This is a genomic window from Aquidulcibacter paucihalophilus, assembly GCF_002105465.1.
Lineage (GTDB): Bacteria > Pseudomonadota > Alphaproteobacteria > Caulobacterales > Aquidulcibacteraceae > Aquidulcibacter > Aquidulcibacter paucihalophilus.
This window is the reverse complement of record NZ_NCSQ01000084.1, coordinates 26961-49493: the sequence shown is the minus strand read 5'-3', so window position 1 is coordinate 49493 and position 22533 is coordinate 26961. Positions and strand designations below refer to the sequence as shown.

Annotated in this window: 20 protein-coding genes; all 20 read left to right on the top strand. The window is 56.8% G+C overall.

The genetic code is table 11. The features are described from left to right. Positions 1-155: 155 nt before the first annotated feature. The 20 genes from B7364_RS07595 to B7364_RS07500 all read left to right on the top strand — a co-directional run bounded on the left by B7364_RS07595 (position 156) and on the right by B7364_RS07500 (position 22531). Positions 156-1424 carry a terminase large subunit domain-containing protein gene (locus tag B7364_RS07595; RefSeq protein ID WP_157893566.1) on the top strand — a complete coding sequence of 423 codons (1269 nt, stop codon included), beginning with the start codon at positions 156-158 and terminating at the stop codon, positions 1422-1424. A gap of 94 nt (positions 1425-1518) precedes the next feature. After that, a complete protein-coding gene (locus B7364_RS07590; RefSeq protein ID WP_085339417.1) occupies positions 1519-2460 on the top strand; it encodes a DnaJ C-terminal domain-containing protein in 942 nt (313 codons plus the stop codon). Positions 2461-2483: 23 nt separating this feature from the next. Continuing rightward, positions 2484-3224, top strand: coding sequence for a gamma-glutamyl-gamma-aminobutyrate hydrolase family protein (locus B7364_RS07585; protein ID WP_085339416.1), 741 nt, complete (start codon positions 2484-2486; stop codon positions 3222-3224). Between the two features lie 77 nt (positions 3225-3301). Then, complete coding sequence (locus tag B7364_RS07580; RefSeq protein ID WP_157893565.1) at positions 3302-3715, top strand: PepSY domain-containing protein; 414 nt, start codon at positions 3302-3304, stop codon at positions 3713-3715. Between the two features lie 67 nt (positions 3716-3782). Next, a complete protein-coding gene (locus tag B7364_RS07575; protein WP_085339414.1) occupies positions 3783-4469 on the top strand; it encodes a response regulator transcription factor in 687 nt (228 codons plus the stop codon). Next, positions 4466-5851, top strand: coding sequence for an ATP-binding protein (locus B7364_RS07570; protein ID WP_085339413.1), 1386 nt, complete (start codon positions 4466-4468; stop codon positions 5849-5851). Before B7364_RS07575 ends, B7364_RS07570 begins: the two co-directional genes overlap by 4 nt. Positions 5852-5971: 120 nt before the next feature. Continuing rightward, on the top strand, positions 5972-7378 hold the full coding sequence (locus tag B7364_RS07565; protein WP_085339412.1) for a hypothetical protein: 1407 nt from the start codon (positions 5972-5974) through the stop codon (positions 7376-7378). 83 nt (positions 7379-7461) lie between these two features. Then, entirely contained in the window at positions 7462-8658 is a 1197-nt protein-coding gene (ccmI, locus tag B7364_RS07560) for a c-type cytochrome biogenesis protein CcmI (RefSeq protein WP_085339411.1), read from the top strand. Positions 8659-8732: 74 nt separating this feature from the next. Continuing rightward, entirely contained in the window at positions 8733-9251 is a 519-nt protein-coding gene (gene ccmE, locus B7364_RS07555) for a cytochrome c maturation protein CcmE (protein WP_085339410.1), read from the top strand. Between the two features lie 84 nt (positions 9252-9335). Then, positions 9336-11360: a heme lyase CcmF/NrfE family subunit gene (locus B7364_RS07550; protein ID WP_085339409.1), complete on the top strand. Its 2025-nt coding sequence runs from the start codon at positions 9336-9338 to the stop codon at positions 11358-11360. Next, on the top strand, positions 11357-11839 hold the full coding sequence (locus B7364_RS07545) for a cytochrome c-type biogenesis protein (RefSeq protein ID WP_085339408.1): 483 nt from the start codon (positions 11357-11359) through the stop codon (positions 11837-11839). The genes B7364_RS07550 and B7364_RS07545 overlap by 4 nt, the downstream gene beginning before the upstream one ends. Before the next feature lie 150 nt (positions 11840-11989). Then, positions 11990-13606 carry a Do family serine endopeptidase gene (locus B7364_RS07540; protein ID WP_085339407.1) on the top strand — a complete coding sequence of 539 codons (1617 nt, stop codon included), beginning with the start codon at positions 11990-11992 and terminating at the stop codon, positions 13604-13606. 23 nt (positions 13607-13629) lie between these two features. Then, positions 13630-14301, top strand: coding sequence for a response regulator transcription factor (locus B7364_RS07535; protein ID WP_085339406.1), 672 nt, complete (start codon positions 13630-13632; stop codon positions 14299-14301). 5 nt (positions 14302-14306) lie between these two features. Then, the gene (locus tag B7364_RS07530; RefSeq protein WP_085339405.1) at positions 14307-15764 is read left to right on the top strand and encodes a sensor histidine kinase; all 1458 of its coding nucleotides are present in this window, start codon (positions 14307-14309) and stop codon (positions 15762-15764) included. After that, positions 15761-18574 carry a bifunctional [glutamine synthetase] adenylyltransferase/[glutamine synthetase]-adenylyl-L-tyrosine phosphorylase gene (locus B7364_RS07525; RefSeq protein ID WP_085339404.1) on the top strand — a complete coding sequence of 938 codons (2814 nt, stop codon included), beginning with the start codon at positions 15761-15763 and terminating at the stop codon, positions 18572-18574. Before B7364_RS07530 ends, B7364_RS07525 begins: the two co-directional genes overlap by 4 nt. Positions 18575-18654: 80 nt before the next feature. Beyond that, positions 18655-19380 carry an EF-hand domain-containing protein gene (locus tag B7364_RS07520; RefSeq protein ID WP_198534090.1) on the top strand — a complete coding sequence of 242 codons (726 nt, stop codon included), beginning with the start codon at positions 18655-18657 and terminating at the stop codon, positions 19378-19380. A 21-nt stretch (positions 19381-19401) separates the two neighbouring features. Further along, the gene (locus B7364_RS07515) at positions 19402-19995 is read left to right on the top strand and encodes a sigma-70 family RNA polymerase sigma factor (protein ID WP_085339402.1); all 594 of its coding nucleotides are present in this window, start codon (positions 19402-19404) and stop codon (positions 19993-19995) included. Then, entirely contained in the window at positions 19992-20294 is a 303-nt protein-coding gene (locus B7364_RS07510; RefSeq protein WP_085339401.1) for a hypothetical protein, read from the top strand. Before B7364_RS07515 ends, B7364_RS07510 begins: the two co-directional genes overlap by 4 nt. Positions 20295-20401: 107 nt before the next feature. Further along, entirely contained in the window at positions 20402-21739 is a 1338-nt protein-coding gene (locus B7364_RS07505) for a TldD/PmbA family protein (protein ID WP_085339400.1), read from the top strand. A 3-nt stretch (positions 21740-21742) separates the two neighbouring features. Next, positions 21743-22531, top strand: coding sequence for an inositol monophosphatase family protein (locus B7364_RS07500; protein WP_085339399.1), 789 nt, complete (start codon positions 21743-21745; stop codon positions 22529-22531). Positions 22532-22533 lie beyond the last annotated feature (2 nt).

Below are 22533 nucleotides of genomic sequence, written 5' to 3'. Positions count from 1 at the left end.
CTGAGCCAGTCAAAAGGGCCGATTTTTCGGGCCATTGGCTGTTTGGCGCCCGGTTTTTTCTCGCTTTCTCTCAGACCGATACGCGCCGTGCCTCATCCTTGTCTTCGCTACCAACGACCCGCGCGTTTTGGCGCGCTTGGAGAAAGACATGCAACGTGACAGGCAAGCCGATCAGCCGCCCCACCTGGCCCTTCTCACAGCGAACGACATTTCGCTGGCGTTTCAGCGAGGTTGTCAGCCTGCCCGAAGATCGACGGCACCGATTTGTCGCGGGAATCAATCAAGCACAAGCCGCCCACTTACACAGATTTTGGCCCTTTTGGGCGCGCAACAGCCAGCTGTCGCCCGTCCAAGCATGGCGGACTTGGCTCATTCTTGGCGGACGTGGCTCAGGCAAGACGCGCTCTGCTGCCGAGTGGGTGCGTGAGCAGATGGAAAACGCCCTTTGCTCTCGCATGGCTTTGATTGGTCCCACGTTTGCCGATGTGCGCGATGTGATGATCGAAGGTCAATCGGGCCTACAAGCCATTGCAAGTCCGCATGAGCGACCTCGGTTTGACGTGTCGCGCCGTCGCTTGGTGTGGCCCAATGGCGGCTATGCGCTCCTCTTCTCTGCTGAAGACCCCGATAGTCTGCGTGGGCCGCAATTTGACGGCGCGTGGGGCGATGAAATGGCCGCTTGGCCAAAGCCCGATGCGGTGTTTTCAACCTTGAGACCAGCTTTGCGCTTAGGCGCAGACCCGCAATTGGTTCTATCGACTACACCTCGACCCATCCCGGCTCTCAAAAACCTTTTTGCTGATCCGACCTGCGCGATCACGCGCTCTGCCACCCATGATAATCGGCAATTTCTCACCCATGGATTTGTCGAAGATCTAGCCGCGCGTTGGCATGGTTCGGTTTGGGCGCGGCAAGAACTCGACGGCGAATTGGTTGAAGACCCCGAAGGCGCATTGTGGACGCGCACGCAAATGGCCGAGGCGCGTGCCCTTCAGTTGGATGGCGAGTTTGATCGTATCGTCGTTGCTGTGGACCCACCTGTCGGTGCGGGGGCCAATGCCGATACCTGCGGAATCATAGTGGCTGCCGCATCCGGGGTCGGGCTTAGCCGTCGCGCGATCATTCTAGCGGACCTTTCTGAGCAACGCTTGCAGCCGGTTGACTGGGCTGCGCGCGTTGCCGGTGCCTATGAGCACTTCCGCGCCAATATGATTGTCGCCGAAGCCAATCAGGGCGGGAAAATGAGGTTGAGGGGCCATCTTACCTCTATCCAGCCAGCGATGAGCTGGCCGATTTTGGAGGGCAACAGACCCAAATCACCGTTTCCATTTGTCAGCGCGGGCCCGCCGGTCGCCTGGGCTATCCACTGGAGGAATGTGTCGGCGTGCAACTCAATCGCTAGCCCCCCTTTCGCCGCAAGTTGAGAGCGCCTAAGTCACCTGTTGAGAAAACGGACTGCCCCCGTGAGAAGCATTGGGGCAGGGCGGTTAATGTTGCAGGACTTCAGGAGATCAAGACGTGGCAGAAGAACCTTATGCAGTGCTTGGCGTTCAACGCGGAGCCCCATTTGCCGAGGTTCGAAAAGCTTATCGTAAGCTCGCCAAGGAATTGCATCCGGACGCTAATCCAAACAATAAGGCCGCAGAAGAGCGCTTTAAACGCGTCTCGGCCGCCTTTACTTTCCTCGATGATCCAGACCGCAAGGCAAGATATGATCGCGGCGAGATTGATGCCGATGGCAATCCAAAATTTGCTGGCTTTGGCGGTGGCGGTTCGCGCGGTCCGTTTGGCGGTGGCGACCCGTTTGGTCCTGGCGGGCCGTTTGGTGGGGCTGGGCGTCGGGCTACGGGACCGGGGCAACCCGAATTTGAAGATATGTTTGGCGACTTGTTTGGTGCTGCCTTTGGCGCGCGCGGCGGCCCGCGCCCAGGCTTTCAAGCCGGGACCAAAGGACAAGATATTCAGGCTACCATCAAAATTGACTTTGAAGAGGCAATCGCTGGGACCAAACAACGGGTGAAGGTTGGTGATCGGACAATTGACGTGTCGATCCCTGCTGGGGTTGAAACAGGTCGGACCCTTCGATTGCGCGGCCAAGGGGGTCCAGGCCAAGGTGGCATGCCCGCTGGCGATCTGATGGTGACTGTCACGGTCAAACCCCATCCCGTATTTCAACGCGACGGCGATGATGTGCGGATGGACCTGCCCGTTTCCTTGAGCGAAATTCTTGAAGGTGGACGCGTTGAGGCAACCATTCCCAATGCCACCGTCTCGCTCACCATCCCACCTAATGCAAATTCCGGTACAATCCTGCGCCTAAAAGGCAAGGGTGTGGCACGACCCGGCGCACCTGGGGACTTGTTTATCCGCTTGATCTTGGGCCTGCCTGAGGGTGACAATGCGGAATTGAAGGCGCTTTTGGCCACTTGGTCTCGTCGCGACGAGCCTCCAAAGCGCTAGCCTTGGGCGAAGGATATAGGGCTATGGGACTTTTAGGCGATAAACCAATCATCGGCATCATTCTGGACGAAAACACCAGCCAAGGCGGCGCGTCCTATGACACAGGCAAGAGCTATTTTAAGGCCATTGAGAAAGCTGGCGGTGTGGCTGTGGGGTTGCCCTATGCTGCGGATTCTCTCGAGTTTGCGCGCCAGCAGTGTGCGGGCTTGATGTCGACCGGCGCGCGGATCAAATTCCCTTCCGAATGGTATGTCCATGGACAAGAAAGCTATGCGCCCCAATCAGACCGCTTTGCGATCGAGCGGGCATTGGTTGAAGCATTCTTGGCAGAAGATCGACCTTATTTTGGTATTTGTAATGGCATGCAAATGCTCGGATGCCTATCGGGATGTCGAATGAGCGGGGATGCAAAATCCTATACCGATGGCAGCATTGCCCATGATGACCGGACAACCCGCCATGGCGTAAAGGTCACCGGCGGCACCAAGCTTCATACCATTACTGGCCTCAACCATTTTCACGTGAATAGTTTCCACCGCGAAGCTCTGGTGGAGATTAGCGATCAAGTCGTGATCTCAGCTTATTCTGATGACGGCCTGGTAGAGGCCATTGAACGGCCAGATCGCCGCTTTGTGATGGGGGTGCAATGGCATCCAGAGCGGCTGATTGAGGAGACCCCTGACGCTGCGGCGCTGTTTCAAGCATTTGTGACAGCTGCTTATGATTGGGCGAAAGCGGCCCGATTGCAGCCTTCAGCACTATAATCGAGTGTTTTTTGTATCGTTACCGCATTGTTACAGCCTCAAGAGTGCGGGTAAAGTAACAGGGATCGGCCTCCTCTATGAACGAAACGGATCGATCGCGTTTAGTCCACGTTCAGAACCATACGTGTAATCTTGGCCCTATGAAAAAGCTGATCGCCCTCTTGTTGAGCTCGTCTCTCTTAGCCAGCCTCAGTCTGGTGGGGCCTGCGCAAGCAGGACGGGTCTCTGCGGCACCTTCAAGCCCCACAGGCTTGGTGTTCCGGGCAGATGGGCGTCATGGTGGCCTCTTTCAACTGGCCAGCCAAAACGTCCCCCTCATCCAGGTCTTAGAGATGATAAACGCCATTGAACCCGGCCATCAGCTTGATACGCAACTCGTGACCGAAAATGGGCGTCCCTTTTATATTGTGCGTTGGCAGGCCTCGCGGGGCCGCATCATGATCTTCAAAGTCGATGCCCAATCTGGTCAGATTGTTGGTCGCCAAGGCTAGTTTATCACATTACCGAAGTTCGCCGTCGCGGACAGGCGGGATGTGGTCAGGAGAGGGAGTAGAGTGCATGCGCTGTCTGGTAGTGGAAGATGATCCCGATTTGCGGCGTCAGCTCGAGCGCGCTTTGCAAGATTCCGGCTATGCCGTTGATGTCGCAGCCGATGGCGAAGAAGGTCATTTTCTGGGCGAGACCGAACCCTATGATGTCATCGTGCTTGATCTGGGTTTGCCCCTGATTGACGGCGTGACTGTGCTGGAACGGTGGCGTAATGCTGGTAAAGTCGTCCCTGTGCTGATTTTGACCGCGCGGGATCGCTGGAGCGAGAAGGTCGCTGGCTTTGATGCTGGGGCAGACGACTATCTCACCAAGCCATTCCATATTGAGGAATTATTGGCACGACTGCGGGCGCTTGTCCGCCGCGCGGCTGGCCACGCCACCCCGGCGCTGGAATGTGGCGACCTTCGGTTGGACCCACGCGCCCAACGCGCGACCGTAGCAGGCGATCCCGTAAAACTAACCAGTCACGAGTTGCGCCTTTTGACCTATCTCATGCACCATGTGGGGCGTGTTGTGCCGCGGTCTGAACTGATCGAACATATTTATGACCAAGACTTTGACCGCGATTCCAACACGATCGAAGTCTTTGTTGGCCGACTTCGTAAGAAGATTGGCCAAGATCGGATCGCAACAATCCGAGGTCTGGGCTATCAATTGCTAGATCCAGACGCCACCAGCACGTCGGGTAAAGGGTGAGGCCTCGCCGATCCCTTGCGGGGCGACTGGTTGCCGTCGCCGCCATTTGGTCAGCTTTGGTGCTGGTCGCAACGGGCTATGGCCTGTCGGCTCTGTTTCGCAATTCGGTCTTTGAGGCCTTTGATCGTGAACTAGCCGTCTCCATTGATGCTTTGGCTGCGACGATTGAGACTGATGGTCAAGGGCAATTGCGGGTGCCGCGTCCGCCAACCGATCCGCGTTTTGTCCGCCCCTTGTCTGGCCATTACTGGCGGGTTGTCGATGTCGCGGCAGGCCCGAAGTTAGCAGGTCCAGGGGTTAGTTCGCGTTCTGTCTGGGATGAGCCGTTTGAGCCGCCTTTGCTATTGGTCGAACAGGTCCTTGCCCAACCTGGTCTCACCCAAACGATTGAAATGAGCCGCGACAAAGAGCGCCTGCGGGTAGCTGCCCGACTGGTACAATTGCCAGGGCGGAGCAGTCAGACCCTGTTGATGGTCGGGGCCGACACAGGCGAAGCGGTGGCCGCAGGCGACCGGTTCAATCTGGCATTGTCACTGGGTCTTTTGGCGCTGGCGCTCGGCTTATTGGGGGCGATTTTCCTGCAGGTGCAATTGGGTCTCGAACCCCTGCGTCGCATGGGACGAGAGCTGGCCATGATCCGTAATGGAGAGCGTGACCGCTTGGATGAAGATGCCCCAAAAGAGCTGGCACCTCTGGCCGGGGAACTCAACGCGCTGATTTCCCATAATCAAGAAGTGGTTGAGCGAGCCCGCACCCATGTCGGCAATTTGGCTCATGCCCTCAAGACCCCACTGTCGGTTCTTTTGAATGAATCGAGATACCGGCAAGGCGAGTTTGAAGATCTGGTGGCCCGTCAAGCACAAGCCATGACGCGCCAAGTTGAGCATTATTTGAAGCGGGCGTCGGCTGCCGCACGAGCAGAATCCTTAGGTGCGCGCACCCCGATCGGCCCTGTTATCGAGGATGTAAGCCGCACCCTCGGTCGGCTATTCAAAGCCGATGGAGTCAAGGTTTCAGCCCGGTTTGAGGATAATCTGGTCTTTCGTGGCGAAAAAGAAGATTTGGAGGACTTGATCGGCAATTTGTCGGAAAATGCCTGCAAATATGGGGGCGGGCTTGTGGAAATTACCGCACGCTTGGCCGCAAATGGGCAGATTGAAATCACGATTGAGGATGATGGTGACGGCTTAGAAGGCGATGCCCTAGTTGCGGCCTTGAAACGCGGCGCACGTTTGGATGAAACCTTACCAGGTTCCGGGCTTGGTTTGTCGATTTGCGATGAATTGGCACGCGCTTATGGTGGTAGCCTAAGGCTAGATCGATCTGAATTGGGAGGATTGCGCGCGCTATTATTGCTACCTGCCGCCGAAATATCTGTTTAGATTTAAATTTTACTGTCTTTATCTCTGCAAACACCAAATTAACCCATTTTTGCTACGAAAGCGTGCTGGACGGCTACATTGCATTTGGCCGCAAGTGAGTACCGACTTGAGTTTTCGCAGATGACAGTTCTAACCGACGACAAGATTGCTGCCCTAAAGGCCCTGTTGCTTTCGACCCCGCCTACAACGGCTGGGAAGCTATGGGCGCTTCTGGAGCGCATGAAAGTTCAAGGTGTTCAATCGATCCCGACTGGCGAATTGCTCGATGCCATGCGCGAAGCGGGCATTCCTGCCACCTTTGCAACCGGCCAAGCCCACACCCGCGTCCTTAGTTTCGACCGCTTGTTTTTTGAGCCGTTCGAAAACCTATTCGAAAACGGTCCGCTGCATCGCCTGATGCCGGGTTCCCTGCCGCGCATTGGCTTGGGTCAGGTCTGGAAGCTCATTATTGGCCAGCTTGCGCCTGATGCTTATGTTGACCTTGAGCCCTTAGGAACGGCCGCAAGCTTGCGCGGCGACATGACCCAGGCCCGTGATTATGCCCAGCAAATGCGGGCCGAACTTTTGTCCAATATCCAGGATATCCCACCCGAGCGCTTGAGCGCTTTGTCGAAAATGCCTGAAGCAGCCCATGTTTTGGGCCGCTTAATCCCGCTTCTTGAAGCTGAAAAGGCGGGACGCGAGATTTGGACTGGTGTTCAAAGTTTGCGCGGCGACATGCATGAACAGTCAATCCTGCGTTTGGCAAACGCTGTAAAAGAAGCTGAAAACCGTAGTCCTCAAGCCGCAACTGAAATCTTGCTTTTGACGATGTCGGTTTTGCCCAAGCCATATCAAGCTTTGCGCGTGTTACAGCGCGTGTCGCGTGGCGTGGATGACCGCAAGATTGATACAACCCATTTCGCTGTCGTGAGGCGGCGGGTCATTGCCTTGCTGCGCCGCGAAGGTGCCGTGATTGAGCATGCCGCCCTGGGCGGAACATTTGATGTGGAAGCAGTTGCTGTGGCAATCGACCGCCACAACAAGCTGGTGCATGGTATGACGCGCGATACAATTCTTTCGCCAAATGGTCCGTGGCGGCAAGAATTGACGGCCATTTGTAGCCAAGTGGGCTCGCGGTTAGAAATGATCTGCCATGCAGCGGTCAAAGCACTCGAGCAAGCTTTGCCGATGGATATGGTTCGCAAAAAAAATGCTGGCATGCTCACGGAACCTCGTTACGGGGCGGCGATTGATCCGAACAAGGTTGAAGTGGCGCGGTGCCATATGCAATTCTTGGTGGCTACGCGCCTTTTAGCGCCTCTCGCTGGCTTTGGCGGCTTCCGTGACAATGCGAGCCGGACCTGTGCCGGTCAATTGGATGCGGTGTGCGAAGGTTTGGTTCGGGTTGCACGTGAGGGGGAAACTTCCCCGCATTTTCAAGATTGGATCAACGCTGTCGTTACGTTGATCACCGCTCTAGATGGCCCCATGCCCGCGAAGAATTTTGAGCGGCGGATCTTAGCCTTCCTCAAAAAGGCGGCCTAAGCCGACGATTGATCGCGCAAGCTTGAAGCCTTTGCCTGCGACATTTTCACCCTGAAGCCTTGAACCGGAGGGTGGGAGCGTGCATGTCGCCCTTCATCATGACTCACCTCCCCCCTTTTCTCGTTGCTGGATTGTTTTGGCTTAGCTTGCTTGTTGCCCTCGTGGGGGCAGCCTGGTGGGTGTTGCGGGCAGGCGCGCGGGGTGGCGCGCTTGAAGGCGACCGGGCAGACCTGCAAGTCTATCAGGATCAAATCGCAGAGATAGACCGTGATTTGGCGCAAGGCCGAATTTCAGAAGAGGCCGCACAAGCTGGAAGGCTGGAGATTGGACGTCGGCTCGTCCAAGCTCGTGACCGCACGCTGAGCGAAGGGCCCCGTTTGGGCAAATTGGCATTGACCAGTGTGGCTGCCGCCATCGCGTTGGGGGCAGGGGCGCTTTATCTTCTTTATGGGTCGCCACAAAAGACCGACCAACCCTTTGCCCAACGCGAAGCAGAACTGTTGTCGCGCGCGCCTGAAACCTTGAGCGAAGATGAGATCATGCTCTTGCTGCAGGAACAGGCCAGGAAAGCGCCCGACGACCCAATGCCCCACGCCTTGATGGCGCAAGTCCTCAGTAGCGCCGGGCGCGACCAAGATGCTTTGCGGGCCTTTCAGGCGGCATTGCGCCGCGATCCAAAAAATGCCGAACTGATTGCGGAAACTGGCGCTGTTTTGATGCGTTTGAACAAGGGCGTGGTGGGTGCTGATGCCAAATCAGCTTTCGACGCAGCCCTGCAACTCAACCCGAACTCCGCAAGTGCGCGCTTCTTTCTGGGGCTTGCGGACTGGCAGGCTGGCAAGAAACAAGAAGCTTTGGCATCTTGGCGATCGGCCTATATCGCCAATGAAAAGGAACCTGACAGTCAACGCCAATTAGTCGCTCGTGTAGCAGAGGTCTTGTCACAATTGGATCGTGGGCCAGATGGTGATAGTCAGCCACCGATGGCCGGGATGGCCCAGACAGATCCGGCAGCGCAAAAGGCCTTCATTGACACAATGATTGCCAAACGCGTGGATCGAATCGCTGAAAACCCAGCCGATCCGGCGTTGCGCTTGTCGGCGGCGCGGGTTCTTTTGATGACCGGCAGACTAAAGGAGGCGCGTGATATTCTCACGGTCGGACAAAGCCAGCAGACGCGCGATCCGCTCTTGTCTGCCGTGTACAGCCTCGCGCTTGAAAGTGCGCCGAGCGCGGAAGCTAATGGTGCATCGGGCTCAGCTCCGATGCCGAAAAGGTGAGTGTGTGTGAGGGAAAGGTTTCTTTCCATTTGCGACGTAACGCAGTAGTTTGTGGGAAAGATTGAGTAAGAGCCATGCGCAGACGTGATCGCCGCCTTCTTCTGATTTCTGCAGCAGGGATAGTTCTGCTGGGCGCGACAGCGGTTGCAAGCGTGGCTTTGCGTCAAACGGCCTCTTTCTTTTATTCCCCGACAGACGCGCAAGCCAAGAAACCTGAAGCCGGCACGCAAGCCCGTATCGGCGGTCTTGTAGCCAAGGGCACCGTGGTGCGCAGCGACAATGGCAGCGTAAACTTTATCGTGACGGATATGAAAGCCGACGTGCGCGTCAGCTATCGCGGCGTGTTGCCTGATCTATTCCGGGAAGGGCAAGGCGTTGTGGCCGAAGGCAAGTTTACCGCCCCCGACACGTTTGAAGCCCGCACGATCCTTGCCCGTCACGACGAAAACTATATGCCCAAGGAAGTGGCTGATGCGTTGAAGGCTTCGGGCCAATGGCGTGATGCGCCTTTGCCGGTCAGCCAAAGCAACACCCAAAGCAATTTGGGTACCGGTGCCGGGATGGTGAATCCGGCTCACACCGGTTCGAAGTAAACGTGAACTTGGCCATCGCCAAAATTTCGTTTTGAGCAGTGGAAACAGGTTGAACCCAACAGCCTGCGGGGTACATAGTCGGGTATGATCGCAGAACTCGGACACTTCCTTATCTTCCTTGCCCTTTTCGCCAGCTTTGCACAGGCAGCTACTGGCTTGTGGGGTGGCCATGCACGCGATGGGCGCTTTGCTGCCATGTCAAAAGCCGCATCCGATATTGCATTCTTTGCCATTGCGCTGGCCTTTTTCGCACTTATGAGCGCGTTTATCCGCTCTGACTTTTCCGTCGAAAATGTGGCGAAGAACAGCCATACCCTGAAGCCGCTGCTTTATAAGATTGCAGGCACGTGGGGCAATCATGAAGGGTCCATGGTCCTTTGGTGTCTGATCTCGGCTGGCTTTGGCTGGATGCTGGCGCATTTTTCCAAGGGCTTGCGGTGGGATTTGCGCGCGCGCGCGATTGGCGTTCAAGGCCTTTTGACGGCGGTCATGATGGCTTATCTGGCCTTTGCCTCAAACCCGTTCGTTCGGTTAGATCCAGCCCCTTTGCAAGGGGCTGACCTCAATCCCTTGCTGCAAGATCCTTCGTTGGCAGCCCATCCGCCCTTCCTCTATTTGGGCTATGTCGGTTCTTCTGTGGTTTTCTCCTTGGCGGTTGCAGCTTTGTTGGAAGGGCGCGTTGATGCGGCTTGGGCCCGATGGGTGCGGCCTTGGGCCTTGGCATCTTGGACGTTTTTGACCATTGGGATCGCGCTAGGCTCCTATTGGGCCTATTATGAGCTCGGGTGGGGAGGCTGGTGGTTCTGGGACCCCGTTGAAAACGCGAGCTTTATGCCTTGGTTATTGGGTGCCGCACTTCTGCATTCAGCCATTGTCACCGAAAAGCGTGGAGGTCTAGCCAGTTGGACGGTCTTGCTGGCAATCCTCACATTTTCGCTCTCCCTTTTGGGTACTTTCTTGGTCCGGTCTGGCGTGTTGACTTCGGTGCACGCATTTGCCCTCGACCCTGAGCGTGGCTTCATTATTCTGATGATCCTTGCGGCCTTTACTGGCGGAGCCTTGGCTCTATTTGCCTGGCGCGGTCCAAGTTTGGGTTCAGATCGGGGGTTGTTTGCCCCAATTAGCCGGGAAGGGGCCTTGGTACTCAACAATCTCTTCTTGACCGTGGCAACTGCGACCGTTTTGGTGGGGACGCTCTATCCGCTTTTGGGCGAGGCCGTGTTTAAGCGGGCCTTGTCTGTTGGCCCGCCTTACTTCAACTTGACCTTCACCCCGCTGATGGCGCTGGTGCTCTTGGCTTTGCCCATCGCACCTTATCTGGCGTGGAAGCGCGGAGACATCATGGCCGTGCTGCAGCGCCTATGGGTCGCCGCAGCTTTGACGGCACTAACCATCACCTTAAGCTGGGCCTTTATGGGCGGGAAGGCCTTGGCGGCAATTGGCATCGGTCTTGGTACTTGGCTTGTCTGTGGGGCGATTGCCGAAGTGCTTGACCGCGTCCGATTTGGCAAATTGCCAGCCCCGCAAGTTTGGGCGCGTGTAAAGGGTCTGCAACGTGCGGCATGGGGCATGACCATCGCCCATCTGGGCATGGGCGTATTTGTCCTTGGTGCCGTTTCTGAGACTGCTTTCCGCATTGAACACACAGCCTCGCTCGGCTTGGGTGAATCGACAAGCTTTGCAGGCCGGACGGTAACCCTGAAAGCGGTGACGGCAGAAGAAGGCCCAAATTACTATGCCGACCGGGCGCAATTGATCGTGACCGATGGGAAGCGGGAACTTGTTCTGGCCCCAGAGCGCCGCTTTTATCCCGCCGCCCGCATGCCCACTACCGAAGTCGCTTTGCGGTCGTCTCTGGCTGGCGATGTTTACGCGGCTCTGGGGGATCCCGCTGAAATCAATGGTCGCATGGCATGGACCGTCCGGCTCTATTGGAACCCGCTGGTGGTCGCCATTTTCGGAGGTGCCTTCTTGATGGCGCTCGGCGGGGCTGTGAGTTTGACTGACCGTCGCTTGCGCATTGGCGCGCCGCAACCGGCCAAGTCGAAGCGCGGCGGGGCAAGCACCCCACCGGTTGATCCATCCAGCGTCGGGGTCGCTGCGGAATGAAGCAAAAGCTGATCAAGTTTCTTGTGCTTGGCTGGATGGTTTGCTTCGCAGCGCCGACGGGTGCGTATGCGGTGGAAGCACCCTTGAGTGACCCAGCTTTGGAAGCTCGTGCCCAAAACCTCGCGCGCGAAATCCGTTGCGTGGTGTGCGAGAATGAGCCCGTTGCCTTGTCATCGGCCGAGATTGCCGTTGACATGCGCAAAGCCATTCGTGAGCGTGTTGCCGCAGGCGATAGCGATGCACAGGTTCGTCGCTTTTTTGCCGATCGATATGGCGAGTTTGTTCTCCTTCGCCCGCGTATTGGCATGGACACTTTTGCGCTATGGGGCGCGCCGCTGGCCCTGCTGTTACTTGGCGGCTTGGGCCTTTATATTGCCAGTCGGCGTGGCCACGCTGTGCCAGCGGATATGCCTGCCATTGATGATGCCCAAGCCCTTGCGGCCCTTCGCGAGTTCGAGGCCAAGTCTAAAACAGACTGAAATCGCAATCTAACAGCAAGTTCATCCGATATCTGGTTTTATGACATCATTGTAATGTTTTGGCCATGGTCTGGCCATCTTTGCCCTGTCATAGTGTGGCTAACGCGCGGCTCGAATGGCGGGCTGTTGCACACTGCAGGATGAAGTTTCATGTCGTTGGATAAGCACGGTGAAGATCAGACTACCCATTCTGGCCAAGTGGCTCAGAAGACCAAAGCGCAGCGCTTTTTGCGTCGTCCCGTCCTGACCGGGGCAGCGGCACTCGCGCTCGGCTTGGCAGCCTTTGGCGCAGGTCAGATTCTTTCCCCGAGCCTTTCGACGGCCCAGCAGATTAAGACCCAAGCGCCAAAGGCTGCGGCGACGCTGCCAGGCTTTGCGGACCTTGTCGATCGGGTTTCCCCAGCTGTGGTTTCGCTGGAAGTCGTCGCAGTTGCCGATGAAGATCAGCGCGGCCCTTCGGCAGATGATCTTGAGGGCATGCCACCACAATGGCGCCGCTTCTTTGAACAAATGCCAAACCAGCGCGGTAATGCCCGTCCTCGTGAACAGCGTGGCGGTGGCTCTGGCTTTTTCATCACCTCAACCGGCTACATTGTGACCAATAATCATGTGGTGGAAAAGGCAAAGGAAATCACGGCTACTTTGAAGGATGGCCGGGAATTGAAAGCTACGGTTGTCGGGCGTGATGAACGGACTGATTTGGCTGTTCTAAAGGTTGAAGGCGGCAGCTTCCCCTATGTGCAATTTGCGCCCGAGGCTCGTGTCCGCGTGGGGGATTGGGTCGTGGCCATTGGCAATCCATTTGGTTTGGGTGGCACCGCAACAGCTGGCATTGTCTCGGCTTTGGGACGCGATATTCGTGGCGAAGGCAATAATATTGCCGACTTCATACAGATTGATGCCCCGATCAATCCCGGCAATTCCGGTGGCCCAACCTTTGATATGAGTGGTCGGGTCATTGGTGTGAACACTGCGATCTTCTCGCGTTCGGGTGGCAATGTTGGGATTGGCTTTGCCATCCCAGCCTCCTTGGCCGATCGCACCACCAAACAAATCATTCAGCAGGGAAAAGTTACCTACGGCTGGTTGGGCGTTCTTATCCAAGACACCAGCCGGGAAATGGCCGATAGTTTTGGTCTGGGCAGCGATGTTAAGGGCGCTGTGATTGCCAGTGTTACACCCGGTGCACCAGCGGCAAAGGCAGGCTTGATGCGCGGTGATGTCGTGGTTGCTTTCAATGGCCAGAAGATTGAGGGCTCTGCTGACTTGACCCGTCGGGTTGGACAAACCCAAGTGGGTGAAGTGGTTCGCTTGGATATTGTTGGTGCGAAAGGTGTCCGTCGCACGGTGCCCGTTACCATCACCGCGCGTCCCTCCGAGCAGCAATTGAGCCAAAACGATTCTGCTGGTGCGGGAAGTGCGGCACCCCCATCGGTCCCCGCAACCAATGACCTTGGTTTGAGTGTTGGCCCCTTGTCGGCTCAGGCCCGCACCCGCCTGCGGCTTTCCCCGAATGAAGCTGGGGTCTTGATCTTGGAAGTGGATCCAGATTCGCGCGCAGCCGAACGCGGCATTCGTGCGGGTGATGCAATTTTGACGGCCAATAACGAGGAAGTGCGCTCGGCCGAAGATTTGGATGCGGCAATCGCAGCCGCGCGTGCTGCTGGTCGTTCGTTCATCGGGCTCTTTGTGCAAAGCCAAAGTGGTGGTGGCGGGTTTGTGCCACTGCCTCTGGGCACCCCGTCTAAGCCTGGTTCCAAAAAGTAATCGACGCGTTAGGGGGGAATCCAATGCGTGTTCTCATTGTTGAAGATGCTGGAGAGACCGCACTCTACATGCGGCGTGCTCTAGAAGAGGCGGGCCATGTCGTTGACTTGGCCGCCGACGGTCCCACGGGCGAGATGATGGCACGCGGCGGCGCTTTTGACGTCCTCGTGTTCGACCGGATGCTGCCAAAGAAAGACGGCCTCAGTGTCGTTGCAGACTTGCGGACTGCGGGTATTGCAACGCCAGTCTTGTTCCTCTCCGCTCTGGGCGATGTCGAGCATCGCGTAGAGGGCCTCAAAGCCGGTGGTGATGATTATCTGGCTAAACCCTATGCCGCTAGCGAGCTGATCGCCCGTGTCGAAGCTTTGGGCCGTCGCCACGAAGGGGGAGCCCCTTCAACCCACCTCAAAGTCGGCGAGTTAGAGATGGATCTGCTGGCCCGCGTGGTGCGCCGCGAAGGCCGGAAGATCGACATTCAACCGCGCGAGTTCCGCTTGCTGGAATATTTGATGCGAAATGCCAATCAGGTTGTCACCCGCACGATGTTGCTGGAAAAGGTATGGGATTATCACTTTGATCCACAGACCAATGTGATTGACGTTCATGTGTCGCGCTTGCGGTCTAAGATTGATCGAGAGTTCGATAAGCCCATGTTGCACACGGTGCGTGGTGCCGGGTATCGGCTCGAAGCCTAGGGTCGATGATCAAAAAACTGCTCTTGCCATTGCGGTCGCTGATGCGCACCACGACGTTTCGCGTCGCTATGGCATTTGCAGGACTATTTGCAGGATTTGCAATCCTGCTTTTGGGCTTTCTCTATGCCACTACGGTTGGCCGGCTAGGCTTAGAGGCTGATCGGTTTGCACGACAAGAATTGTCCGAATTAGCTGATATCTGGCAACGCCAGAATGTCGATGGTCTGAATATGGAAGTGATCCAACGCGCCGCCCGCGCCAGTGACTCGCTCTATGTTTTGGTACAGCCAGATGGCAAAGTATTATCTGGCAATATTGATGGCGCGCCAATCGACCTTTCCCAAATTGATAAGCCCGATCCCAATAGTGCGCTAGAGCCCGCGCGCGCTGTGTCATCAGGCTTTAGCTACGAGCGGCCCGATTTAGAGACCGGGAAAATTGAACGTCGGCGGGCACGTGGTCTCTTCCTGGCCGGACCCGACGGCTTCGGCTTATTTGTTGCCCGTGATCTCGGGCCGGGGGTTCAGATTGCAGACCAAGTTGCGCGCGTGATCTGGATGGGTGGGGCAGGGGTCTTGGCCTTCGCCCTCGTCGGCGGCTTTATGGCGGCACGACAGGCCGCGGGGCGCGTGGACGAACTCACGCGCACGACACGGGCAGTTATGGCAGGCGACCTCAAACGGCGGGCAGCTGTGCGGACCATACGACCCGGTGATGGTGATGAGTTTGACGATCTGACCGAAGACCTCAATGCCATGTTGGAACGTATCGATCGTCTCGTTGCGGCCGCACGCACCACAGGCGACTCGATTGCTCACGACTTGCGCTCCCCTTTGACCCGGCTGCGTGCGCGTCTTGAAGGGGCAGCAGCCAAAGCCCAATCCAGCGAGGAATTGCGCGACGCAATTGAAGATGCCCTAATCCAATTAGATGGTGTGGTTGCAACCTTTAATGCGGTTTTGCGTTTATCTCGGTTGGAAGCAGGGGAAGGCGGAAAGCTTGAGCCTTTGGATGTTAGCCTGTTGCTTGGCCAATTGGCCGATTTGTTTGAGCCCGTGATTGAAGAGGCGGGCCTTGTCTTCACGACTGAAATAGAGCCTGAGCTGATGATAATGGCTGATCGGTCCCTTTTGGCGCAATCCATCTCCAATCTTCTGGATAATGCGGTCAAATACACAAGCGAGGGCGAGGTGCATTTGTCGGCTAAACGCTTGCCAGCCAACCAAATGGCTATCAGCATCAAGGATAGTGGCACTGGAATTCCCGTCGATCAGCGAGACCGCGTGCTGGAGCGGTTTGTGCGGTTGGATAGTGCACGTTCTTTGCCGGGCTCTGGTATCGGTCTTTCCTTGGCGGTGGCGATTGCAGAATTACATGGCGGACGGCTGACCTTGGCCGATGGCTTGCCGCGCGGTGAGACGTACGGTCTGGAGGCGCGGTTGATCCTGCCGCTTAAAGTATGATGATTAAGATCAGACCGCTTGGTTCTTTATCGGATGCTTTGGACGCGGCGCGAATGGTTGCTCCTTACCTTGATCGTTTGAGCCAGCGACGCGAGGAAACGACACACGCTATCCTTGATCGACCCGTTTCGGAGGTCTTGGCTGCCAGTCTGGTAGAGGCGGAGCAGGCAAAAGATCTTGCCATGACTGATGCTATGTCCATTCTACGCCACGCCAAAGCCGATACCCACCTTGCCTGTGCGCTTGGCGATTTAAGTGGCGGCCTAGAATTGGGCGATGTGACCTTGGCCCTGTCTAATCTGGCCGACCGAGCCACGCAGACGGCCATGATCTTGGCGAGCCGCGCCGCTGCTAGCCGAGATGCCGCAAGCTTTTTGACGCCCCTTCAAGTTCCGGGCTTTTTTATCATCGCCATGGGTAAGCATGGCGCACAAGAACTCAATTATTCGAGCGATATCGATCTGGCCGCTTTTTTTGATCGCGACGCCTTCCGGGTCGATGATCAGGACGCGGCCAGCGGTGTCTGCGTCCGCCATGTGCAAGCGGTATCGCGCATTCTCGAAGAAGTGACGCCCGAAGGTTATGTGTTTCGGGTTGATTGGCGACTTCGCCCCGATCCTGCCTCAACACCTGTTGCCGTGTCCCTGCGCGCCGCAGAGGCCTATTATGAAAGTGTCGGCCAAAACTGGGAGCGGGCGGCCTTTATCAAGGCTCGACCGATTGGTGGTGATTTCGAAGCGGCCAAAAGTCTTCTCTCGCACTTAAAGCCGTTCATTTGGCGGAAGAATCTCGACTTTGCCGCAATTGACGATGTGCAATCCATCCTGCGACAAATCCATGCCGTTCGTCGTTCAACGGACTTAGATGACCCGGCGTTTGATGTGAAGCTTGGGCGGGGAGGTATTCGCGAGATTGAGTTTTTTGCGCAAACCCAGCAGCTGATTCTAGGTGGGCGCGACCCCAGTTTGCGCGTCCGCGGTACGTTGCAGGCTTTAGATGCTTTGGTGGCAGCCGGCCGGATTGATGCCGCTGCGCGGGATGATTTAGCCCAAGGCTATCGCTTCTTGCGGGCGATTGAGCACCGGATCCAAATGCTAGACGACGAGCAAACGCACAAATTGCCAGCCGATGCCAATCGGCGTGCGCGTGTGGCGGCTTTGTCTGGCCATGCAGACCTTGCCGCCCTTGACCGCGACATACATGCTTGCCGCGACATGGTGCGTACCCGCGTGCGTGAACTATTCCCCGACAGCAAGCCACTATCCAGTCCGCTGGGGTCTTTGGTTTTCACGGGCGTTGAAGATGACCCAGAGACGATTGAGACCATCGCCTCTCTAGGCTTTACCGAACCGAGCCAAATTGCCCGAACCATTCGTGGGTGGCACCATGGCCACATACCGGCAACCCGGACCGCGCGCGCGCGCGAGCTTTTGACCGCCCTAACCCCGGACTTGTTGCAAGCCATTGCAGCAACCGGAGAGGCCGACACCGGTTTCGTGCGCTTCCAAGACTTCTTTGCCGCTTTGCCCGCAGGGGTGCAGGTCTTGTCATTGTTCAAGGCAGAGCCGCTGATCTTAAAGGAAACCTGTGCCACTTTGGCCTTGGCCCCGCGTTTAGGGGCTGTGCTCGCCCAACGTCCGGCCATTCTCGACGCCATGTTGTCGCCGCGCTTCACCGCGCCCCTATCCTTGGATGAACCTCAGACCCGGCTGGAGGTATTGAAGGCTGGGATGGCCCAAGCCCAAGGGTTTGAAGAGAGCCTTGATGCGGTGCGTCGCGCCCATCGCGAGGAAATGTTCCGCATTGGTTTTCAAGTGCTCCATGGTCGCGCGAAAGCCGACGAAGCTGGAATGGCTTATTCCAACCTTGCTGAGGCCAGCCTATCGGCACTCTTGCCGGTTGCTTATGATCTAATGAAGGAAGTCCATGGCTTGATTCCAGGGCGGGTAGCGGTCTGCGCTTGGGGCAAGCTCGGCGGGCAGGAATTGGCAGCCGATTCTGATCTCGACTTGATGATGGTCTATGATGTCGCAGATCCAGACTGCGAATCCGATGGCAGACGGCCAATTAGTGCAGAACAATGGCACACGCGGCTGACGCAGCGCTTGGTATCTGCCTTGTCCGTCCAGACAGCCGAAGGCAGCCTTTATGAAGTCGACATGCAATTGCGACCGTCGGGCCGAGCGGGTCCTGTTGCTGTACGCTTGTCTGCTTTAGAGCGTTATTATGACAGCCAAGCTTGGACGTGGGAGTTTCAGGCGCTCACCCGCTTGCGGCCTGTCGCGGGCGACCGCAGCCTGATGGCTGAAATCGCAGACCTTGCTCAACGGGTACTGCAAAAGCCGCGGCCAACGCAAACCCTTGCCACCGAAATTGTTGCCATGCGGGAGAAAATGGCTGCCGCCCATCCCGTACGCGGTGGCTGGGACGTTAAGCGCCAACGCGGTGGACTGATTGATTTGGAGTTTTTTGCCCAATATCATCAGTTATTGGTCGCTAGTTCAGGCAAGCCCATCGTGCATGCCAATACGTTAGAATCGATCCAAGCCCTTGCCCATTATGGATTTTTGAATGGGGAAGAAGCGGGCCGATTGGTACAAGCTGGGTGTGTACTTCAAAATGTGCGCCAACTCCTCGCGGTTGCAGCTGGTTCTGACTTTGAGCCTAGCCGTGCGGCAGCTGGACTAAAGCAGGCTGTCGCAAACTGTCTTGATGCACCAGACTTTAACACAGCAATTGCCATGTATGAGGACGCACGCGCCCTCATTCGACATCATTTTAATCAGATTACAGCAGTTGCGACGGAATAGTTTTTCCCGCGCGTTTTACGAGCAGATCACCAATGAGCTCGGCCTTCTCCCCAAGGTCGGCTGCACGAAGGAGCCCGATCATGCGTTTGAAGACTGTTATCGCCACCGCCGGCTTTATGATGCTGGCAAGCCCTGTTTTGGCCCAACAGGCACCTCCGCCGCCTCCAGGCGAAGGTCCGGGCTTTTTTGAGCGGGCTGACCTGAATAAGGATGGTGCCATCACGATGGAGGAAGTGCGCACCGCGCGTGTCGCCATGTTTGATCGGGCTGATAAGAATAAAGACGGGTTTGTCACCGAAGAAGAAATGCGCGCGGCCCGTCCTCCACGTCCAGAGGGCATGCCAGGCCGCCCCCCTCGTGAACCGCGCGAGGGCCGTGACATGATGGCTGTGGCAGATGCCAATAAGGATGGTGCGGTTACGCGCGCTGAATTTGACGCGGCAATGAACGCGCGCGCGCAAGAAAAGCAAACCAAGATGCAACAGCGGTCGGCAGACATGTTCACCCGTTTGGATGCCAATAAGGATGGTCGCATTACGCGTGATGAACTCGATGCCATGCGCGGCAAAATGGGCGACAAGATGAAGGCGCGCCGCGACGGTCCTCCGCCACCGCCACCTTTGGGCACGTTTGATGCTAATAAGGACGGAAAAATCAGCCGTGAAGAATGGGTGTCGCGTCCTGATCCGATGTTTGAGCGGGCTGACGCCAATAAGGATGGGCGTTTGACCCGTGAAGAAGCCGCTGCTGCTGCCCGTCAAGGCCGTGATGGTGGTCCGCGTCGCGGCCCCGGTCGTCCTTGGTAAGTCAGGTTAAGGTTGTCTTGCGTGTCAAACCCGATTGTCTTTGATCCCCACGCGGGTTTGATCGCCAAAGCCGGCCGCGGTGATCGTGCGGCAGCGGCTGCGCTGGTCAAGGCTGTTTCGCCAAAACTATGGCGGATCAGCTGGCGTCTCTTACGCGACGCCACTGAAGCCGAAGATGTCACGCAGGAGGCCCTGATCCGCTTGTGGAAGGTCCTGCCAAATTGGCAGATGGGCAGGGCTCGGGTGGAGACGTGGTTACACCAAGTGACCACCAACCTCTGTTTTGACCGCTTACGTAAAGCAGGGCGCTTTGTTGACGAAGATCAAGCGCCCGAGCCGCTCGACCCCGGGCCTATGCCCGATACGAGGCTGCATCAATCCGCTCTGCGTGAGAGTGTGGATGCTGCCTTGGCGGGCCTACCCGACCGTCAACGCGCCGCCATTGTGCTCACCCATTATGAGGAATTGTCCGCAAAAGAGGTCGGCGAGATACTGGGCATTAGTGTGGATGCCGTGGAATCCTTATTGGCACGCGGGCGTCGCGCCTTGCGCCTAGCCCTTGCGCCTGAGAAGGCCGATTTGTTAAAAGCGTCCGTGGAAGGACATGCAGCATGAGTATCATCGATCATCATCCGCTGAATAAAGCTCTGGCTGACGTGCTTAATCACGCGAGCCCTGTGCCTGACATGCCCGCTGCCCGCATTGAAGCGGCTGCTATGGCTGCTTTTGGTGCACAGACTGCCCCTCGTCAGACGTGGGTGAAGACCTTCGGGGCTTTAGCTGCCACGCTGGTTTTGGGTGTTGGTGGCTTCATCTATTACCAGTCGTGGCTGAATGAGCAAAAGGCGCTGACGGCTGATGCCGATGCGTTTGCCGAGCAATTGTTGAGCAGTGATTTGGACTCAGCCCTTTAGGTCTTAGCCCTCGACCAGATGAGGCGACACATTTCTAAAATGGACGCACTGAAGCTTTTGTGCGCAATGGACTTCGCATCGAGTCAAACCCGCTTTAGAAGTACTTCATGAGCTCAAAACTTGATGCAGCCGTCGATCGGCTCCTGTCCCGCGCAAAATCCCTTGGTGCTGAAGCGGCCGATGCGGCCTGTGTTGACCGTAAAAGCCTGTCGGTTTCGGTGCGACTTGGCAATCTGGAATCTGTTGAAAGCGAAGAAAGCCGCTCGGCCGGGTTGCGGGTTTTGATTGGTAAGAAGCAAGCTGGGGCATCGACGTCCGATTTCAGCTTGGCGGCACTCGATGCATTGGCAGAGCGGGTGGTTGCGATGGCAAAGGCTGCTGCCGAAGATCCATGGTGTGGTTTACCCGAGGCAAGTGAACTTGCCAAAAACATGACTGATTTAGAGCTTTGGGACGATACTGAACCCGATATTGCCGATCTGGAAGCCCGTGCTTTGGAGAGCGAAGCGGCGGCACTGGATATTGCAGGCATTACCAACTCAGGCGGCTCGGGCGCGGAATGGGGCGCAAGCCATGTCTATTACGGGGCCAGCAATGGCTTTCGCGGTGGGTATCGGGGCACTTCTTGGGGGCTCGGCTTATCGGCTATTGCCGAGCGCGGTGACCACAAGGAGCGCGACTGGGACAGCGATTCCAGCCGCTTTCTGAAAGATTTGAAGGCTTCTGCTGAGATTGGCCGCAGTGCTGGCCAGCGCACCCTCGCGCGTTTGGGGGCGACCAAACTTGAAAGCTGTGTTGCGCCCGTCATTTTTGAAAATCGGGTTGCTAGTCGACTGATCAGTTTCTTCTTGGGGGCGATCTCGGGCGCTTCGGTCGCGCGCGGTGTTTCGTTCCTGCGGGACAAATTGGGTCAGCAAGTTTTTGCGTCAAATATCCGCATAACTGACAATCCTGTGGAAAAAGGCGGATGGTCGTCGCATCCGTTTGATGGTGAGGGACTGCCTGTCGCGGCACGTGATCTGGTGACAGATGGCGTCTTGCAAACGTGGCTTTTGAATAGCGCAAGCGCCAAGCAATTGGGCTTGAAATCAACGGGCCATGCCAGCTTGAATCCCGGCGGGGCACCGGGGATTGGCTCTAGCAATGTGATGGTCATGCCCGGCACGTATGACCTTGCGGGCTTACAGGCCCAAGCGGGCACCGGGCTTTTGGTGATTGAAACTTTATCGCCCAGTTTCAATCAGAATACCGGCGATTATTCGGTTGGCGTGTCTGGTCTTTGGTTTGAAAATGGGAAGATCGTGCGTCCGGTGAATGAAATCACCGTCGCGGGCAATATGCTCGACATGTATAGCAAGCTTATCCCCGGCACTGATTATGGGGGACGCACCTCCCTTCAATGCCCCAGCCTTTTGATCCCCGCAATGACGATTGCTGGGGCCTGAGGGATGAATCTAGCGGCTGATCTTGCGCTCGCTTTGGAAGCCGCCACAGAGGCCGGTGCCGTTGCCATGCGCTATTTCGGCACGCAGATGGATGTTCGCGACAAATCTCCCAATAATCCTGTCAGTGACGCAGATTTAGTCATAGATGCCTTGCTGAAAGAGCGTCTATTGGCACAGCGCCCGGATTATGGCTGGTTGTCAGAAGAGACCGTCGATGATCAATCGCGCCAAACCGCTCGTTTTTGTTGGGTAGTCGACCCGATTGATGGCACACGCGCCTTTATCAAAGCCAAACCACATTTTACCGTTTGCATCGGTCTGTTGGTCGATAGCCAACCCGTCTTGGGTGTGGTGTTTAATCCCGCAACCGGGGAAATGTTTGACGCCATTCAAGGCGGTGGGGCCCGTCTGAACGGCGTCACAATTCAGCCAAGCCAAATCGATCAGCTTGAAGGCTGCGCCATGTTGGGTGATCCCGGCATGTTTCGACATCCCGCATGGCCAAAGCCCTGGCCTGAAATGGACGTGGTATCGCGCAATTCTATCGCCTACCGGATGTGTTTGGTTGCTGCAGGCCATTATGATGGCGCGATCGCCTTATCGGCCAAGAGCGACTGGGATTTGGCCGCAGCCCATGTGATCGTCGAGGAAGCGGGGGCGCTTGCGACCACACATGAAGGTGCAGCCTTTGTTTACAATAAGGCTGTACCTCTCCAAAAAAGCTTGGTGGTTGCGGGCAAGCCTCTGCATCCCTTACTGATTGAACGCGTCCACCATGTAAAACTGTCGTGAGG

Coding starts and splice junctions, on each gene's coding strand:
- B7364_RS07585 (WP_085339416.1), top strand. CDS start 2,484: ATGGGACTTTTAGGCGATAAACCAATCATCGGCATCATTCTGGACGAA.
- B7364_RS07580 (WP_157893565.1), top strand. CDS start 3,302: ATGAACGAAACGGATCGATCGCGTTTAGTCCACGTTCAGAACCATACG.
- B7364_RS07575 (WP_085339414.1), top strand. CDS start 3,783: ATGCGCTGTCTGGTAGTGGAAGATGATCCCGATTTGCGGCGTCAGCTC.
- B7364_RS07565 (WP_085339412.1), top strand. CDS start 5,972: ATGACAGTTCTAACCGACGACAAGATTGCTGCCCTAAAGGCCCTGTTG.
- ccmI (WP_085339411.1), top strand. CDS start 7,462: ATGTCGCCCTTCATCATGACTCACCTCCCCCCTTTTCTCGTTGCTGGA.
- ccmE (WP_085339410.1), top strand. CDS start 8,733: ATGCGCAGACGTGATCGCCGCCTTCTTCTGATTTCTGCAGCAGGGATA.
- B7364_RS07550 (WP_085339409.1), top strand. CDS start 9,336: ATGATCGCAGAACTCGGACACTTCCTTATCTTCCTTGCCCTTTTCGCC.
- B7364_RS07545 (WP_085339408.1), top strand. CDS start 11,357: ATGAAGCAAAAGCTGATCAAGTTTCTTGTGCTTGGCTGGATGGTTTGC.
- B7364_RS07540 (WP_085339407.1), top strand. CDS start 11,990: ATGTCGTTGGATAAGCACGGTGAAGATCAGACTACCCATTCTGGCCAA.
- B7364_RS07535 (WP_085339406.1), top strand. CDS start 13,630: ATGCGTGTTCTCATTGTTGAAGATGCTGGAGAGACCGCACTCTACATG.
- B7364_RS07530 (WP_085339405.1), top strand. CDS start 14,307: ATGATCAAAAAACTGCTCTTGCCATTGCGGTCGCTGATGCGCACCACG.
- B7364_RS07525 (WP_085339404.1), top strand. CDS start 15,761: ATGATGATTAAGATCAGACCGCTTGGTTCTTTATCGGATGCTTTGGAC.
- B7364_RS07520 (WP_198534090.1), top strand. CDS start 18,655: ATGCGTTTGAAGACTGTTATCGCCACCGCCGGCTTTATGATGCTGGCA.
- B7364_RS07510 (WP_085339401.1), top strand. CDS start 19,992: ATGAGTATCATCGATCATCATCCGCTGAATAAAGCTCTGGCTGACGTG.
- B7364_RS07505 (WP_085339400.1), top strand. CDS start 20,402: ATGAGCTCAAAACTTGATGCAGCCGTCGATCGGCTCCTGTCCCGCGCA.
- B7364_RS07500 (WP_085339399.1), top strand. CDS start 21,743: ATGAATCTAGCGGCTGATCTTGCGCTCGCTTTGGAAGCCGCCACAGAG.